Source organism: Microbacterium sp. NPDC087592 (assembly GCF_044743585.1).
Classification (GTDB): domain Bacteria; phylum Actinomycetota; class Actinomycetes; order Actinomycetales; family Microbacteriaceae; genus Microbacterium.
The window spans coordinates 2,378,883-2,392,605 of record NZ_JBIUWT010000001.1 but is presented as its reverse complement, the minus strand read 5'-3'; the positions used below and the strand labels follow the sequence as shown (position 1 = coordinate 2,392,605).

The following is a 13,723-nucleotide window of genomic DNA, read 5'->3' as shown; positions in this document are numbered from 1 at the left end:
CACTCAGGTGATACAGAGTCTGCCCGTAGTGTATCAATCTGTCAATACACCAGCCGACGGATCACGCTGCACGACGGACTCCCGCGGGGCATCCGCATCCGCATCCGCGCCGACCGGGCGCTTGGCGGTGTTCGCGATGTGAGCGCGGCTGACCACGACCACGGCGACGATCATGATCGCGACGCCCAGCCAGTACGGGGCGGCGGGGCTGACCAGTGCGTAGAGCGCGCCCGCGATGAGCGGGGCCGCCGTGCCCATCGCCGCGTTCAGCGACTGCGTCGCCCCGCCGAGCCAGCCCTGTTCGTCGTCGCCGACGGCGTTCGACATGGCGCCGTCCATCGCGGCCTGCGAAGCACCCTGGCCGGCGGCGAGCATGAGGGCGCCGACGATGAACACCCACGGCTGGGCGAAGATCGACGCCACGATGGCGAGGGCTGCGAGGCCGATCATCTGCGCGACGATGCCGCTCACGATCACACCGCGCTCCCCGATGCGCGGGAGCAGGATGCCGAGCAGCACGCCCTGGATGAGGATGTCGATGATGCCGACCGCCGCGGTCAGGAGTCCGATCTGCGTCGGCCCCCACTGGATCGAGTCGAGCGCCAGCACGCTGAAGTTGTTCACGAAGAAGCCGAACGGCAGGGCGAGCAGGCCGAAGCCGATCATGAGCCCGCGCAGCTCCTTGCGTCCGAACGCCTCCTTGAACACCGCGAAGGGCTGCACGTCACGGAGCTTGATCGTGGCGATGCGGTTGCCGGGCTTCAGGCTCTCGGGGAGCAGGAAGATACTGAGGATCGCGATCGTGAGGGCGACCGCAGCTGTGAGGAAGACCGGGAGTTGGAGGCTCACGGCGGCGAGCAGACCGCCGATCCCCGGGCCGATCATGGTCCCGATGCCGGACAGCGCACCGAGCAGGCCGAAGCGCTTGGCACGCTGCTCGGGCGGGGTGATGTCGGCGAGGTAGGCGAAGAGGGCCGGCAGGTCTCCGGCCGTCAATCCCTGGATGACGCGGGCGAGGACGAGGACCCAGATCGCGCCGCCGATGCCGAACAGCGCCATCGAGAACGCGGCCCCGAAGGCGGCGACGATGATGACGGGTCGACGGCCGAACCGGTCGGAGAGGCGGCCGAGGAACGGTGCGGCCAGGAAGGCGCAGAGTCCGTTGACCGCCTCGAGCACGCCCACCCAGATGGCGAGGTCGCTCTCGTGGGAGACGTACTGGAGCACCACGAAGGGCAGGACGGGGAGGACGACCGTCATGCCGATGACAGTCAGCATCGTCAGCACGATGAGCATGATCCACGCGCGGTTCTGTTCCCGGCGCGTGAGGGTGTTAGGTGAAGTCATACCGAAAGTGTAGTCATACCAGTTTTGGTGTCAAGCCAGCTTTGTGGTCGGTTCACGATAAGGTGAGGACCATGACGACCCCAGAGCCCCTCGGGCGCCGCGAACGGAAGAAGGCCGCGACCCGCAAGGCGATCTCCGACGTCGCGACGATGATGTTCCTCGAGCGCGGCTTCGACAACGTGAGCATCCGCGAGGTCGCCGACGCCGCCGACGTCTCCCCCACCACCGTCTTCGCGCACTTCCCGCAGAAGGAAGCCCTCGTCTTCGACGAGGACGACGAGCAGCGCGACCGCCTCGTCTCCACCGTCCGAGACCGGCCGACGGGCACCACGATCAACCGTGCGATCCACGACTTCTATACGGCGGAACTCCGCGCGAACGTCGACGAACACGGCAACGACGTCACCCGCGTGTTCCTGCGCTTCCTCAACGAGACCCCGGCACTGCGCGACTACGCGGCGAAGATGTGGCTCCGGCACGAAGACGCCCTCGCCGACGCCATCGCCAAAGAACTCGGTCTCGCCGAACCGATCGCCGAGATCCGCGTCTACGCCCGGTTCGTGCTGCAGATGCAGCTGCTCGTCAACGACAGCGACGACCCCCTCGACACCCTGGACGCAGGATTCCGGCTGCTCGACAGCGGCTGGGCGCCGATCGAGGCGAAGATCGCCGAACTCCGGACTTGATTAACTTTAGATGCGCTAAAGTTAATCAAGCGACACGGTCGCCCACGTTAGGAGGCGACCATGGCACGTTTCGTCGAACGCTTGTGGAACCCGACCGGGTACGGTCAGCTGAGCCGACGCGACCGCGCGGCCGGACGCTACCGCGCCTACATCCCCGATGAACTCGGGTCTGCACTCCCTCCGATCGGCCCCGACGCCCAGGCCGCTGCGGAAGACGCCCTCACCGTACTCGCGCGTGCCGACGAGCGCATCGGCTCCCGATCCTCCTATCTGAACCACCTGCTCATCCGGTCGGAGAGCATCTCGTCATCATGGATCGAAGGCAACCGCATCACACCCAAGCGCCTCGCGGTGGCCGAGCTCCTCCATCACGGTCCCCGCGTCGCGCTCGACGTGATCGCCAACGTCCGCGCAACCGAAGACGCGATCGACACGCTCGCAGATCACCGTCACGTCATCAGCGTCTCCGACATCGAGGATCTGCAACACGTGATCGAGCCTTCCCTCGAGCGCGGGCTCCGGACGGAGCAGAACTGGGTCGGGGGAGCCGGGTGGAGCCCCCTGCGTGCCGAGTTCATCCCCCCGCCCGAGTCCGAGGTGGAACGACTGGTGTCCGACCTTGCCGGATTCCTCACCGAGACCTCAGGAAATGCCGTGGTCCGTGCCGCCATCGCCCATGCCCAGTTCGAGACGATCCACCCTTTCATCGACGGCAACGGGCGCACCGGGCGGGCGCTCATCCACACGGTACTGCGACGTGCGGATGCCGTGCGCCATGCACTGATCCCGATCAGTACCGTCTTCGCCGGCGATACGGATTCATACATCGCCGGCCTCTCGGCCTTCCGAGCGGACCCTCCGCGCCTCGACGAATGGGTGCTCGGCTTCGCGAGGGCGACTGAGATCGCCGCCACCAACGCGGTGCGCCTCGCGGATGACATCGCCTCGCTGGACGCACAGATCAAGGCCGACTTCATCACCTACCGCCGCGCGCAAGGCCTCGCGCCTGCCGTGCCGAGACGCGACTCCGTGGCCCTCCGCATCCTGGAGCACCTTGCGGCCGAGCCGGTCCTGACGCTCGATTCGGTCGCCGAGCGCCACGGCGTCTCGACCACGGCCGCCCATCGAGCCCTCACGCTGCTGGCCGACGCAGACATCCTGTCCCGCACCAAGGACCAGCGCGGACGGCTCGTGTGCTGGACCGCCGATCGCCACCTGGCCCTCGTCGCGCTCACCGAACGCAGCAACCGCGTCGGCGGAGCTGATACTGCGGCGCGGACTCCGAGATCAGGACCACCCCTGCCGGACGTCGACCGCCTCGGACCGCTGCGCGCGGAGCCGATCGACGGCGACGAGACCGCGATCAGGCGACAGTGACCGAGGTCGAGGCGTAGTCCGGGAGCTCGATCGCCTCGGACTTGTCGAGCATCCGCGCGACGATCTGCCGCATCGGCCAGTGGTGCATGAGCCGAGCGGTGAACACCCGCATCCGGAGCATGAATCGACCGCGCGGGAGGAAGCCGTCCACACCACCGGGTGCCAGCGTGTGGGCAGTCGCGACGTAGGGGCGCATGATCTCCTCGTAGCGGGCGAAGGCCGCGGCATGATCTCCGGCCGCACGCCCGAGCTCGCCGGCCAGCACATACGCGCTGCTCGACGGCATCGAGAGCTGGTTGCCGCGCGGACTCAATCCTCGCGAGGTCGGCGGCGCAGACTCTTGACGTCGGTACGTCGCTGCTTGGCCTTGAGGCGACGCTCCTTCGACCCGCGACTGGGCTTGGTCGGACGACGCGGGGGCGCCGGCGGGCGCAGCGCCTCGGCTACCAGCGCGACCAGCCGGTCGCGCGCGGCGTCGCGGTTGCGCAGCTGCGCACGGTGCTCGGATGCCGCGATCGTCAGCACCCCGTCGACCAGACGGCCGCTCAGCCGATCGAGGAGCCGCTCGCGCTGATGCGGCGTGAGCGCAGTGGAGTTCGCCGCGTCCCACACGAGTTCCGCACGCGAGTCGGCGGTGTTCACGCCCTGCCCTCCCGGACCCGACGACCGCGAGAAGCGCCACGACAGCTCGGCCTCGGGGATCGTGAGACCCGACGAGACCCGCAGACCGGGGCGATGGGCGGAAGGCATGTCTCCATCATCGGGCCTCACGCAGCCTCCCGCTGCAGTCCGGCTAGCATTGCGGGGTACGACGAGCCGCGCAGCATCCACTCCACGGCAGCGCACGCGGCCCTCACGCGGAGCACGATGAACTCATTCCGGCAGGACGACTGGGCGGCGAGCCCCTCGTTCCCGTCGACGGTGGCAGAGCCCTATCTCATGGGCACGGGTGTCGTCACGGCCGAGGACACCGGCTCCCGCCCACTCTCCCCTCCGCACAGCCACGCCGACCCGATGCTCGCCTGGTGCTACCGCGGCACGGTCTGGGTGCACCTGCAGGACGCGCGGTGGCGCCTGGCCCCGGGGCAGGGAGTGTGGATCCCCGCGAACACCCCGCACACCGCCCATCACGAGCCCGATTCCACCGGCTGCTACACGTACATCCCGGACTCCGCCCTGATCGCCCCGATCGACGACATCACCCGCGTGCTGGTGCCGCGGGCGGTGCAGGAGATGCTCCTCCACCTCGGCATCAACGACATGCCCACCGACCTGCGCGTGCGCATCCAGTCGGTGCTCATCGAGATGCTGCAGCGGCCGCTGCCCGAAGCCGCGAGCGAGTGGGGCGAGGTGCCGATGCCCGCCGACGAGCGCGTCGCCGCACTGGTGCAGGCCGTACTCGCCGACCCCGGCGATCCGCGAGGTTCCGTCGAGCTGTTCCTCGCGCACGGGCTCCACGAACGCACGGTCCTGCGCATCTTCCAGAACGACGTCGGCATGAGCTTCGGCCGCTGGCGCACGGGAGTGCGGATGACTCTGGGGGCACGCCTGATCGTGGACGGCACCCCCATCGGCGCCGCCGCGCATCGCTGCGGCTACGCGACCACGAGCGCATTCTCCGCAGCTTTCAAGGAACGGTTCGGGCTCACTCCCCGCCAGCACGTCGCACGTGTGCAGGCCGACGCGGCCCATCAGCTGTACTGGCGCTGACCGCTCACGGTTCTTCCGACCGCCATTGTCGGATCCGCGACACAACTCGTCGCTCCGGCGACACTGAGCGAGTCATCCGCGTTCTAACATCTTTCTGTTAGGGCATGCTTACCTAACTTCTCGCCGCGTTGACGCGGCACACCCCTCCCCCCCTTCCCGAAGGAGAACCATGTCGCACGCTTCTGCGCGCCCGAAGATCCGCCGAGGGTCAGCCCTCGTCGCCGCGGCCGTCGCCGCCGCCCTCACCCTGGCGGGGTGCACGGCATCCGGTGAAGCCGCCGGATCCGCACCCACGTCGGCCGCCGTCGACGGGGTGGTCATCGAGCACGGCCACGGGAAGACCGTGATCCCCGAGAAGCCCCAGCGCGTGGTCGCCCTCGGCTGGATGACGCCCGACATCGTCGCGGCCCTCGGCACCAACCCGGTCGGCATCGAAGAGGTCTGGGGCGCCGACGAGAGCGGCTACCAGCCCTGGTTCGAGGACTACGTCACCGAGGAATACGGCGAGACCCCCGAGATCATCCCCTTCGTCGAGGACGGCCCGAACTACGAGGCCATCAAGGAGCTCAAGCCCGACCTCATCCTGAGCCTCTACTCGGGCGTCACCGACATCGAGTACGAGCGCCTGAGCGAGATCGCTCCGACGGTGCCGTACATCGAGGGTCCGTGGAACCCGGGCACCTGGGAGGGCATGACCCGCACGGTCGGCAAGGCCCTGTCGGAGGACGCGAAGGCCGAGGAGCTGATCGCCGAGACCGAGGAGCAGATCACCACCCTCGCCGGCGAGCACCCCGAGTTCCAGGACAAGACCTTCGTCTGGGGCCTGACCCTGAACGAGGGCGGCACCGACCTCGGCGTCTACCTCGAGTACGACCCGCGCGTGCGCATCACCGAGGCGCTGGGCTTCACCTCCACCTCGGCGATGGACAGCTTCCTCGCGAGTGCCGAGGGCGACAACTGGTACACCGGCGTCAGCCTCGAGAACCTCTACGACGTGCAGGCCGACCTGTTCGCGGCCTGGGGCGGCAGCGCGGATGAGGGGAAGTACACGGTCGAGAACAAGGTCGTCTCCCGCTGGGAGCCGATCGCCGCCGGGTCGTACGTGATCTACGCGAACGACGCCGAGGCCTCCGCGATCAGCGCACCGACCGTGCTGTCGCTGAAGTACATCCTCCCGAAGTACGTCGACGACCTCGCAGCCGCACTGCAGGGTGAGCCGACCATCGACGGGAAGTGACCCGCGAGATGTCCCTGGCGACGCAAGACGACACGGACGTCTCGAACACAGGTGCGGGGAGTCGCAGCGACGACTCCCCGCACCGCAACGGGACGCTGGTGCTGGGACTCATCGTCTCCACCGCGGTGCTAGTGGTCGCCGTCATCGCCTCGCTCGCGATCGGCAGCCGCGCGATCGACCCTCTCACCGTGCTGCAGTCCCTCTTCTCCTACGACGACGAGAACCCGCTGCACCTGATGGTCATGGAACTGCGGGTGCCGCGCACGCTGCTCGGCATCGTCGTCGGTGCCGCCCTCGCCGTGTGCGGCGGACTCATCCAGGCCTTCACCCGCAACCCGCTGGCCGACCCCGGCATCCTCGGCGTGAACGCCGGCGCCTCCTTCGCCGTCACCTTCGCGGTCGGCGTGCTCGGCCTGACGGCACCCGGCGCCTACGTGCCGTTCGCCCTCGCCGGCGCCTTCGTCCTGACCGTGCTCGTCTACGTGCTCGGCTCGTTCGGGGCATCGGGTGCGACCCCCATGAAGCTCACCCTCGCCGGAGTCGCCCTCGGCGCGGCCTTCACCGGATTCACCACCGCGATCGTGCTGCGCGACCTCGGCACCCTCCAGGTCATGCGGTTCTGGGGTATCGGCTCCATCGGCGGACGGACCCTCGACCAGCTCGCGTGGGCAGCCCCGCTCATCGCGATCGGTCTGCTGATCGGCCTCCTGTGCGCGCGCTCGCTGAACGCCCTCGCCCTGGGCGATGACCTCGCGCAGGCGCTCGGCGCACGCGTGCGCGTGACGCGGATCCTCGTCATCATCGCCGTCACCCTGCTGGCGGGAACCAGCGTCGCCGCCGCCGGCCCCATCGCTTTCGTCGGGCTCATGATCCCGCACGTCGTCCGCTGGTTCACCGGACCCGATCAACGCTGGGTGCTGACCTACTCGATGGTCATCGGCTCGGCGTTCCTGCTGTTCGCCGACATCCTCGGCCGCATCGTGCTCCCCAACGGGGAGATGCGCGTCGGGATCGTGACCGCTCTGCTCGGAGCCCCGATCCTGATCATCCTCGTGCGCCGGAAGCGGGTGAGCGGACTGTGAGCATCGACCAGAAGCCCGTCGCCCTGCCCACCATCGACTCTTCGCACACCGAGTTCGCCCCGGTCGATCACGGGCGTCGCCTGATCCGGATCGAGACCCGGCGCATCGCCGCCCTCATCCCGGTGCGCTCCGTCATCGTCAGCGTCGTGCTCGTCATCGTCATCGTCGGAACCGGCCTGGCCTCGATGACCATCGGCGCCTACGAGGTCGACTTCCCCTCAGTCCTGCGCGCCATCGTCGATCCGGCATCCGACCCCGACATCCGCCAGGTGGTCTTCGAGTGGCGTCTACCGCGCGTGCTCTCCGCGGTGCTGTGCGGAGCAGCGCTGGCCCTCGCCGGCGGGATCTTCCAGTCCCTCACGCGCAACCCGCTCGGCTCCCCCGACATCATCGGCTTCGGCATCGGAGCCCAGTTCGGCGTGACGCTCGTGATGGTCGTGCTCGAGCTGAACACCTACATGTTCAAGGCGGCGGGAGCCCTCGTCGGCGGTCTGCTCACCGCGCTGCTCGTCTACGTGCTGGCCAACAAGAACACCATGTCGTCGTTCCGCCTGATCATCGTCGGCATCGGCGTCTCGGCCGGACTCGGGTCGCTCACCTCGTGGATCCTCATCTCGGTCAGCGTCGAGAAGGCGATGATGGCCGCGACCTGGGGCGCGGGCTCGCTCGCCTCACTCGGCTTCGACCAGCTGATCCCGGCGGCGATCGTGTTCGCGATCGTGACCGTGCTCTCCCTCCCCCTCGCCCGCACGCTGCCGGTGCTGGAGATGGGCGACGACGCGGCCACCGCGCTCGGCATCAGCCCCGGGCACACCCGCCTCGCGGCCATGGTCTTCGGTGTGGCCCTGGTCGCTCTCGTCACCGCCGCCGCCGGACCCATCTCGTTCATCGCCCTCGCGGCCCCGCAGATCTCGCAGCGGCTCACCCGCTCGAACACCCCGATGGGCACGGTGCCCGTGATGCTGACCGGCGCCGCGCTCGTCGTGGTGTCGGATGCCGTCGCCCAGCTCGTCGCCGTGCCGGTCGGCGTCGTGACGGTGTCGGTCGGCGGCATCTACCTCGCCTGGCTGCTGGCCGCCCAGTACGCGCGCCGCACCTGAAAGGAACACCCATGACCGCTTCGCTGCTGGCCCGCGACATCACGCTGGGCTACGGAGAGACCCCCATCATCTCCGACCTGTCCCTCGAGGTCCCCGACGGCTCGTTCACGATCATCATCGGACCGAACGCGTGCGGAAAGTCGACCCTGCTGCGCGGGTTCGCCCGCCTGCTGCGCCCGACGACCGGCGCGGTGCTCCTCGACGGCGATGAGCTGCGCTCGCTCAAGCCGAAGGAGGCCGCCCGCAAGCTCGGCCTGCTGCCGCAGTCGTCCATCGCCCCCGACGGCATCACCGTCGCCGACCTCGTGGGCCGCGGTCGGTTCCCCCACCAGAGCGCCATGCGCACCTGGAGCAGCGCCGACGAGCGCGCAGTGTCCGAGGCGATGGCCGCGACCGGGGTCACCGACCTGTCGCGACGCCTGGTCGATGAGCTCTCGGGCGGGCAGCGGCAGCGGGTCTGGGTGGCGATGGCCCTCGCCCAGCAGACGAAGCACCTGCTGCTCGACGAGCCGACGACGTTCCTCGACATCGCGCACCAGATCGACCTGATGGAGCTGTTCGCCGACCTGCACCGCGACGGCACGACGCTCGTCGCCGTGCTGCACGACCTCAACCACGCCGCCCGCTACGCGACGCACCTCGTGGCGATGCGCGACGGGGCGATCGTGGCACAGGGCGACCCGCGGGAGATCATCACCGCCGAGCTCGTCCAGGCCGTGTACGACCTGCCCTGCAAAGTCATCACGGACCCGGTGTCGGGCACTCCGCTGGTGCTGCCGCTTGGACGGCGGACGCCGTGACATCCACTCCGCGAAGGCTGTTCGGGATCGCGCTGAAGTCCGAGGGACGCGGCATCGCCCTCGCCGGGGCGACCGCATTGCTCATCGTGCACTCGCTCGCCGAGGCGACCATTCCCGTCCTCATCGGAGCGACGATCGACCGCGCCGTGCTGCCCGCCGACCCCGCAGCCCTCGCGCTCTGGCTCGGCGTGCTGGTCGGCACGTTCCTCGTGCTGACCGCGAGCTACCAGGCGGCCTCGCGGCTCATGGTCTCGATCTACGGCTACGGCGAGCAGGCGCTGCGACACCTCACCCTCTCCCGCATGCTGCGCCCCCGGCTCTCCCGCCGCGCGGTCACTCCGGGCGAAGCGCTCACGTTCGTCACCTCCGACACCTACCGCGTGGCCGGAGTCGCCTGGTCGGTCGCGCAGCAGTGCTCGACGATCGCCGCGATCATCGGGGCAGGACTCGCGATGCTGGTGATCTCGCCCGTCGCGACGATCGTGGTGTTCGGCTCGACCATCGCGATGATGTTCGTGATGCAGGTCGTCTCGCGCCCGTTGGAGCGTCGCGGCTTCGCCGAGCAGCACGCCGCGACCGAGGCCGGGGCCGTCGCGGCCGACTTCATGGGCGGCTTCCGGGTGCTCGTGGGAATCGGTGCGCGAGAAGAGGCCGTGCGGCGGTACATCGCCGCGAGCGACACCTCTCGACGTGCCGCGACGGCAGCCGGAAGATCGCTCGCCTCGTACGAAGCGGTGAGCGGCACCCTGGCCGCGGTCGCGACGACGGCCCTCGCCGGCATGTCTGCGTGGTTCGCGGCCGAGGGACGCATCAGCATCGGCGAACTGGTGACCGTGCTCGGACTCGCCCAGTTCATCAGCGGGTATCTCGCGTACGCGGGCTCGTTCCCGAGCAACTGGATCCACAAGCTCGCCTCCGCCAAGCGCCTCGCCGAGGTGATCGACGCCGAGGATCTGCTCGATGCGCCCGCCGTATCTTCTCCGGCAGAACCGGCCGGCGATGTCGTGCTGGCTTTCCGCGCCGGCTCGGAATCCCCGCTCGTGGAGGTGCGCGAGCGCGAGGTGCTCGGCATCCGTCCCGCCGACAGCGACGCGGCCCGCGCGCTCTCCCGCCTGCTCGGGCTGCGCTCGCGCGCCGAGCCCGGGCTGGTGTCGGTCGCCGTCGACGGCGGACTCCGTGATCTGACCACCCTCGACCCCGTCGAGTACCGCCGTCGGGTCGTCGCCCCGCCACACGAGCAGACGATCGTGAGCGGGTCTCTGCGCGAGGCCGTGCGCGGCCACGGGGCGGACGGACCCGCGCATCCGCCGTTCATCGAAATGGCAGCACTGCACGACACCGTGGCGCAGGTGGGCGGCTGGGAATCGCAGGTCGGCGAGGCCGGTCGACGGCTCTCGGGCGGACAGCGCCAGCGCATCGGGATCGCCCGCGCCCTGCACGCGGAGGCCGACGTGCTGGTGCTCGACGAGCCGACCTCGGCCGTCGATGCCCTCACCGAGGCGCACATCGCCCGCGCCCTCGCGGAGCACAACGAGACCGTGATCGTGATCACCACCTCCCCCGTGCTGCTCGACGCCTGCGACCGGGTCATCGACCTCCCCTCTCCCGGATCGGATGCTCCCCATGAGTGACACGACCCCGACCATCGCTCTGCTGCCCATCTCCTCCGGGGCTCGTGTACGGGCCGTCGTCGGCGGGCTGCTGCGGCAGCATCCGGGCCGGACGGCGGCGGTCGCTGCCCTCTTCCTCGCGGCATCCGCTCTCGGGATCGTGATGCCGTCATGCCTCGGCCGGATCGTGGATGCCGTCTCGTCGGATGCCGGCTTCGCGACCATCTCCGGGTGGGTCGCCGGGGCGGGCCTCGGTGCGATCGGCGCGGCCGTGGTGATGCTGTGGGCCGTGCGGGTGCTCACGGGTCTGGTGCAGGACATGCTCGCCACCCTTCGCGAAGACGTGTTCGCCTCGGCGATGCGGCTGCCGGTCAGCGAGGTCGACGACGGCGAGAGCGCCGACCTGCTCTCCCGGGTCACCGGAGACGTGGATGCCGTGGCCGAGGCCGGCGGCAACGTCGCACCGACCCTCCTGTCGGCGGGTTTCGCGATCGGGGTCTCGGTGGTCGCACTGACCGCCCTCGACCCGTGGCTCGCCCTCGCCGGAATCGCCTCGGCACCCTTCTATGTGCTCGGCACCCGCGCGTTCCTGCGGCGGTCACGCGTGGTGTTCCGCGAAGTACGGGTGCGCGAGGCCGCGCGCAGTCAGGCCGTGCTCGACGCAGTCGAGGGCATCGAGACGCTCACCGCGTTCAACGAGCAGGAGCCCGCGCTCGAGCGGGTCCGTGAGCGCGCCGAAGCATCGATCCACATGCAGATCGAGGGCGTGCGGGTGACGAACCGGCTGTTCCGGTGGATCAACGGCGGCGAGCTCGTCGGGCTGGCTGCGATCCTCGGCACCGGGTTCCTCCTGCAGTCGGCAGGCGCGATCACGGTGGGAGCCGTCACCACGGCCGCGTTGCTGTTCCACCGCTTGTTCGGCCCGGTCGGGCAGCTGATCTTCGGGCTCAACGACATCCAGCGTGCGGCGATCGGGCTCGCGCGACTCGTCGGGGTCATCGACCTCGCGCCCGCCTCGGCCCCACGGGACGAGGAGACGGATGCGGCACCACGGGCATCGGTCGGCATCGAGGTGCGGGACCTGACCTTCCACTATCCGACCACCGGTCGCGGCATCAGCGATGTGAACCTGCGGGTCGACCAGGGCACCACGGCGGCGCTGGTCGGCACCTCGGGGTCGGGCAAGAGCACGCTCGCGCGTGTGATCGCCGGGCATCATCCGCCGACCTCGGGCAGCGTGCACCTCGCGTCGAGCGCGGATGCCCCGTATTACCTGTCGCAGGAGCTGCACCACTTCCGCGGCACGATCGCCGACAACCTGCGGCTGGTCGCCCCGGAGGCGAGCGACGACGAGATCGTCGCCGCATTGCGGGCGGTCGGAGCGGAGTGGGCGGTCGAGGCGATAGTCCTCGAGCGGGACGGCGGTGCTGCATCCGAGTCCGCCGTGCCGCTCGACGAGGGACGCATCCAGCAGCTCGCGGTCGCGCGGGCGTTCCTCGCCGACCCCGACGTCGTGATCCTCGACGAGGCCACCGCCGACGTCGGTCTCCATCACCGCGAAGCCGTGGAAGACGCGATCGCGGCGCTGCGCAAGGGCCGCACCGCCGTGCTCATCGCGCACCGGCTGCAGCAGGCCGTCACCGCCGAGCAGATCGTCGTGTTCGCCGACGGCAGGCCGACGCAGCGCGGCACGCACGACGAGCTCATCGCCACGGCGGGTCTCTACCGCGACTCCTGGCTCGCCCAGACCCGCAGCACTCCCCACCCCCAGACCCCCACCGGCCACACCCCTGCCGGCCAGACCCCCACCACAGAGACGGAGACTCCGTGAGCATCCACCGCGGCATCGTCAGCAGCACCACCACCCTCACTCCGACCCTGGTCCGCGTCACACTCGGCGGCGACGGCATCACCGACTTCCTCAGCACCGGCATCGGCGACGAGTACGTGCGGGTGTTCTTCCCGCACGGCGAGGACCCGAAGGATGTCTCGCTTCCCGTGCCCGCGGGCGACTGGTGGGAGACACCGGAGGGCGCGCCCGAAGCCCCGATGCGCACATACACGATCAGCGGCGTGCGCCCGGATGCCGGCGAGCTCGACATCGACTTCGTGATCCACGAGGCGGGCGTCGCGGGGCCGTGGGCTGCGCGCGCGGAGCCGGGGCATGTGCTCGGGCTGAACTCCCCGACCGGCCTGTACTCGCCGCCGGAAGACATCACGTGGCAGGTGCTCGTGGCCGACCTCACCGGGCTTCCCGCCGTGGCGCGCATCATCGCCGAGGTGCCGTCGGGCGTGCGCACCCGGGTCGTGCTCGAGGTGCCGAGCGAGGCGGACCGCGTGCCGCTCGAGGTCGGCCCCGACGTCGAGGTCACCTGGGTGGTCGGCGGCAACGGCCACGGTCCCAGCGCGCTCGGCCCGCTCGTGCGAGGCATCGTCGACGACCGGCTCCCCCTCGACGAGGGGTACGTATGGGTGGCCGGCGAGACCGTGGCGCTGCGCGACGTGCGCAAGTACCTGCGCAAGGAACTCGGCCTGCCCGCGACCCGCTTCAAGGTCGTCGGCTACTGGACACCCGTGGCCGCGTGGAACGAGAAGTTCGCCGCGCTCCCCGACTCCGTGCAGAAGGAGTTGGACGCGATCTGGGCCGATGCCGAGGGCGACGAGCCCGAAGATGTGCAGGTGCGCTTCGAGGAGCGGCTGGATCAGTTGGGGTTGTGAGGGGCCGAGGTCGACGCCCCCTAAGAGCCTCGTCGGTCGACATCGACGCACCCGAC

Annotated in this window: 13 protein-coding genes; 10 read left to right on the top strand and 3 right to left on the bottom strand. The window is 69.7% G+C overall.

The annotated features are described in order from the left end of the window. Positions 1-33: 33 nt before the first annotated feature. Positions 34-1,347: a tetracycline efflux MFS transporter Tet(42) gene (tet(42), locus tag ACIOTO_RS11470; RefSeq protein WP_400857910.1), complete on the bottom strand. Its 1,314-nt coding sequence runs from the start codon at positions 1,345-1,347 to the stop codon at positions 34-36. A gap of 71 nt (positions 1,348-1,418) precedes the next feature. On the opposite strand from tet(42), the gene ACIOTO_RS11465 reads away from it, so the two are divergent. Next, on the top strand, positions 1,419-2,033 hold the full coding sequence (locus tag ACIOTO_RS11465; protein WP_400857909.1) for a TetR/AcrR family transcriptional regulator: 615 nt from the start codon (positions 1,419-1,421) through the stop codon (positions 2,031-2,033). Positions 2,034-2,093: 60 nt separating this feature from the next. After that, the gene (locus ACIOTO_RS11460) at positions 2,094-3,410 is read left to right on the top strand and encodes a Fic family protein (protein ID WP_400857907.1); all 1,317 of its coding nucleotides are present in this window, start codon (positions 2,094-2,096) and stop codon (positions 3,408-3,410) included. Here ACIOTO_RS11460 and ACIOTO_RS11455 read toward each other — a convergent pair. After that, a complete protein-coding gene (locus ACIOTO_RS11455) occupies positions 3,397-3,696 on the bottom strand; it encodes a hypothetical protein (protein ID WP_105710465.1) in 300 nt (99 codons plus the stop codon). The genes ACIOTO_RS11460 and ACIOTO_RS11455 overlap by 14 nt on opposite strands. 23 nt (positions 3,697-3,719) lie before the next feature. After that, positions 3,720-4,160 (bottom strand): alternative ribosome rescue aminoacyl-tRNA hydrolase ArfB, encoded by a 441-nt coding sequence (gene arfB, locus ACIOTO_RS11450; protein WP_400857906.1) that lies wholly within the window; start codon positions 4,158-4,160, stop codon positions 3,720-3,722. Between the two features lie 117 nt (positions 4,161-4,277). Here arfB and ACIOTO_RS11445 point away from each other — a divergent pair, with 117 nt between their 5' ends. From ACIOTO_RS11445 to ACIOTO_RS11410, 8 genes are all read left to right on the top strand, one after another. Next, positions 4,278-5,120: a helix-turn-helix domain-containing protein gene (locus ACIOTO_RS11445; RefSeq protein ID WP_400857904.1), complete on the top strand. Its 843-nt coding sequence runs from the start codon at positions 4,278-4,280 to the stop codon at positions 5,118-5,120. Positions 5,121-5,289: 169 nt separating this feature from the next. Next, positions 5,290-6,357, top strand: coding sequence for an ABC transporter substrate-binding protein (locus ACIOTO_RS11440; protein WP_400857902.1), 1,068 nt, complete (start codon positions 5,290-5,292; stop codon positions 6,355-6,357). After that, positions 6,354-7,439 carry a FecCD family ABC transporter permease gene (locus ACIOTO_RS11435; RefSeq protein WP_400857901.1) on the top strand — a complete coding sequence of 362 codons (1,086 nt, stop codon included), beginning with the start codon at positions 6,354-6,356 and terminating at the stop codon, positions 7,437-7,439. The genes ACIOTO_RS11440 and ACIOTO_RS11435 overlap by 4 nt, the downstream gene beginning before the upstream one ends. Next, on the top strand, positions 7,436-8,539 hold the full coding sequence (locus tag ACIOTO_RS11430) for a FecCD family ABC transporter permease (RefSeq protein ID WP_400857900.1): 1,104 nt from the start codon (positions 7,436-7,438) through the stop codon (positions 8,537-8,539). Before ACIOTO_RS11435 ends, ACIOTO_RS11430 begins: the two co-directional genes overlap by 4 nt. Before the next feature lie 11 nt (positions 8,540-8,550). After that, positions 8,551-9,339 carry an ABC transporter ATP-binding protein gene (locus ACIOTO_RS11425; protein WP_105710471.1) on the top strand — a complete coding sequence of 263 codons (789 nt, stop codon included), beginning with the start codon at positions 8,551-8,553 and terminating at the stop codon, positions 9,337-9,339. Next, a complete protein-coding gene (locus tag ACIOTO_RS11420; protein ID WP_400857899.1) occupies positions 9,336-10,970 on the top strand; it encodes an ABC transporter transmembrane domain-containing protein in 1,635 nt (544 codons plus the stop codon). The genes ACIOTO_RS11425 and ACIOTO_RS11420 overlap by 4 nt, the downstream gene beginning before the upstream one ends. Then, on the top strand, positions 10,963-12,780 hold the full coding sequence (locus ACIOTO_RS11415; RefSeq protein ID WP_400857898.1) for an ABC transporter ATP-binding protein: 1,818 nt from the start codon (positions 10,963-10,965) through the stop codon (positions 12,778-12,780). Before ACIOTO_RS11420 ends, ACIOTO_RS11415 begins: the two co-directional genes overlap by 8 nt. Next, positions 12,777-13,667, top strand: coding sequence for a siderophore-interacting protein (locus ACIOTO_RS11410; RefSeq protein WP_400857897.1), 891 nt, complete (start codon positions 12,777-12,779; stop codon positions 13,665-13,667). Before ACIOTO_RS11415 ends, ACIOTO_RS11410 begins: the two co-directional genes overlap by 4 nt. Positions 13,668-13,723 lie beyond the last annotated feature (56 nt).

What these genes read in the sequence shown, in the direction of transcription:
- ACIOTO_RS11465 (WP_400857909.1), top strand. Translation starts at nt 1,419, where the DNA reads ATGACGACCCCAGAGCCCCTCGGGCGCCGCGAACGGAAGAAGGCCGCG.
- ACIOTO_RS11460 (WP_400857907.1), top strand. Translation starts at nt 2,094, where the DNA reads ATGGCACGTTTCGTCGAACGCTTGTGGAACCCGACCGGGTACGGTCAG.
- ACIOTO_RS11455 (WP_105710465.1), bottom strand. Translation starts at nt 3,696, where the DNA reads ATGCCGTCGAGCAGCGCGTATGTGCTGGCCGGCGAGCTCGGGCGTGCG.
- arfB (WP_400857906.1), bottom strand. Translation starts at nt 4,160, where the DNA reads ATGCCTTCCGCCCATCGCCCCGGTCTGCGGGTCTCGTCGGGTCTCACG.
- ACIOTO_RS11445 (WP_400857904.1), top strand. Translation starts at nt 4,278, where the DNA reads ATGAACTCATTCCGGCAGGACGACTGGGCGGCGAGCCCCTCGTTCCCG.
- ACIOTO_RS11440 (WP_400857902.1), top strand. Translation starts at nt 5,290, where the DNA reads ATGTCGCACGCTTCTGCGCGCCCGAAGATCCGCCGAGGGTCAGCCCTC.
- ACIOTO_RS11425 (WP_105710471.1), top strand. Translation starts at nt 8,551, where the DNA reads ATGACCGCTTCGCTGCTGGCCCGCGACATCACGCTGGGCTACGGAGAG.
- ACIOTO_RS11415 (WP_400857898.1), top strand. Translation starts at nt 10,963, where the DNA reads ATGAGTGACACGACCCCGACCATCGCTCTGCTGCCCATCTCCTCCGGG.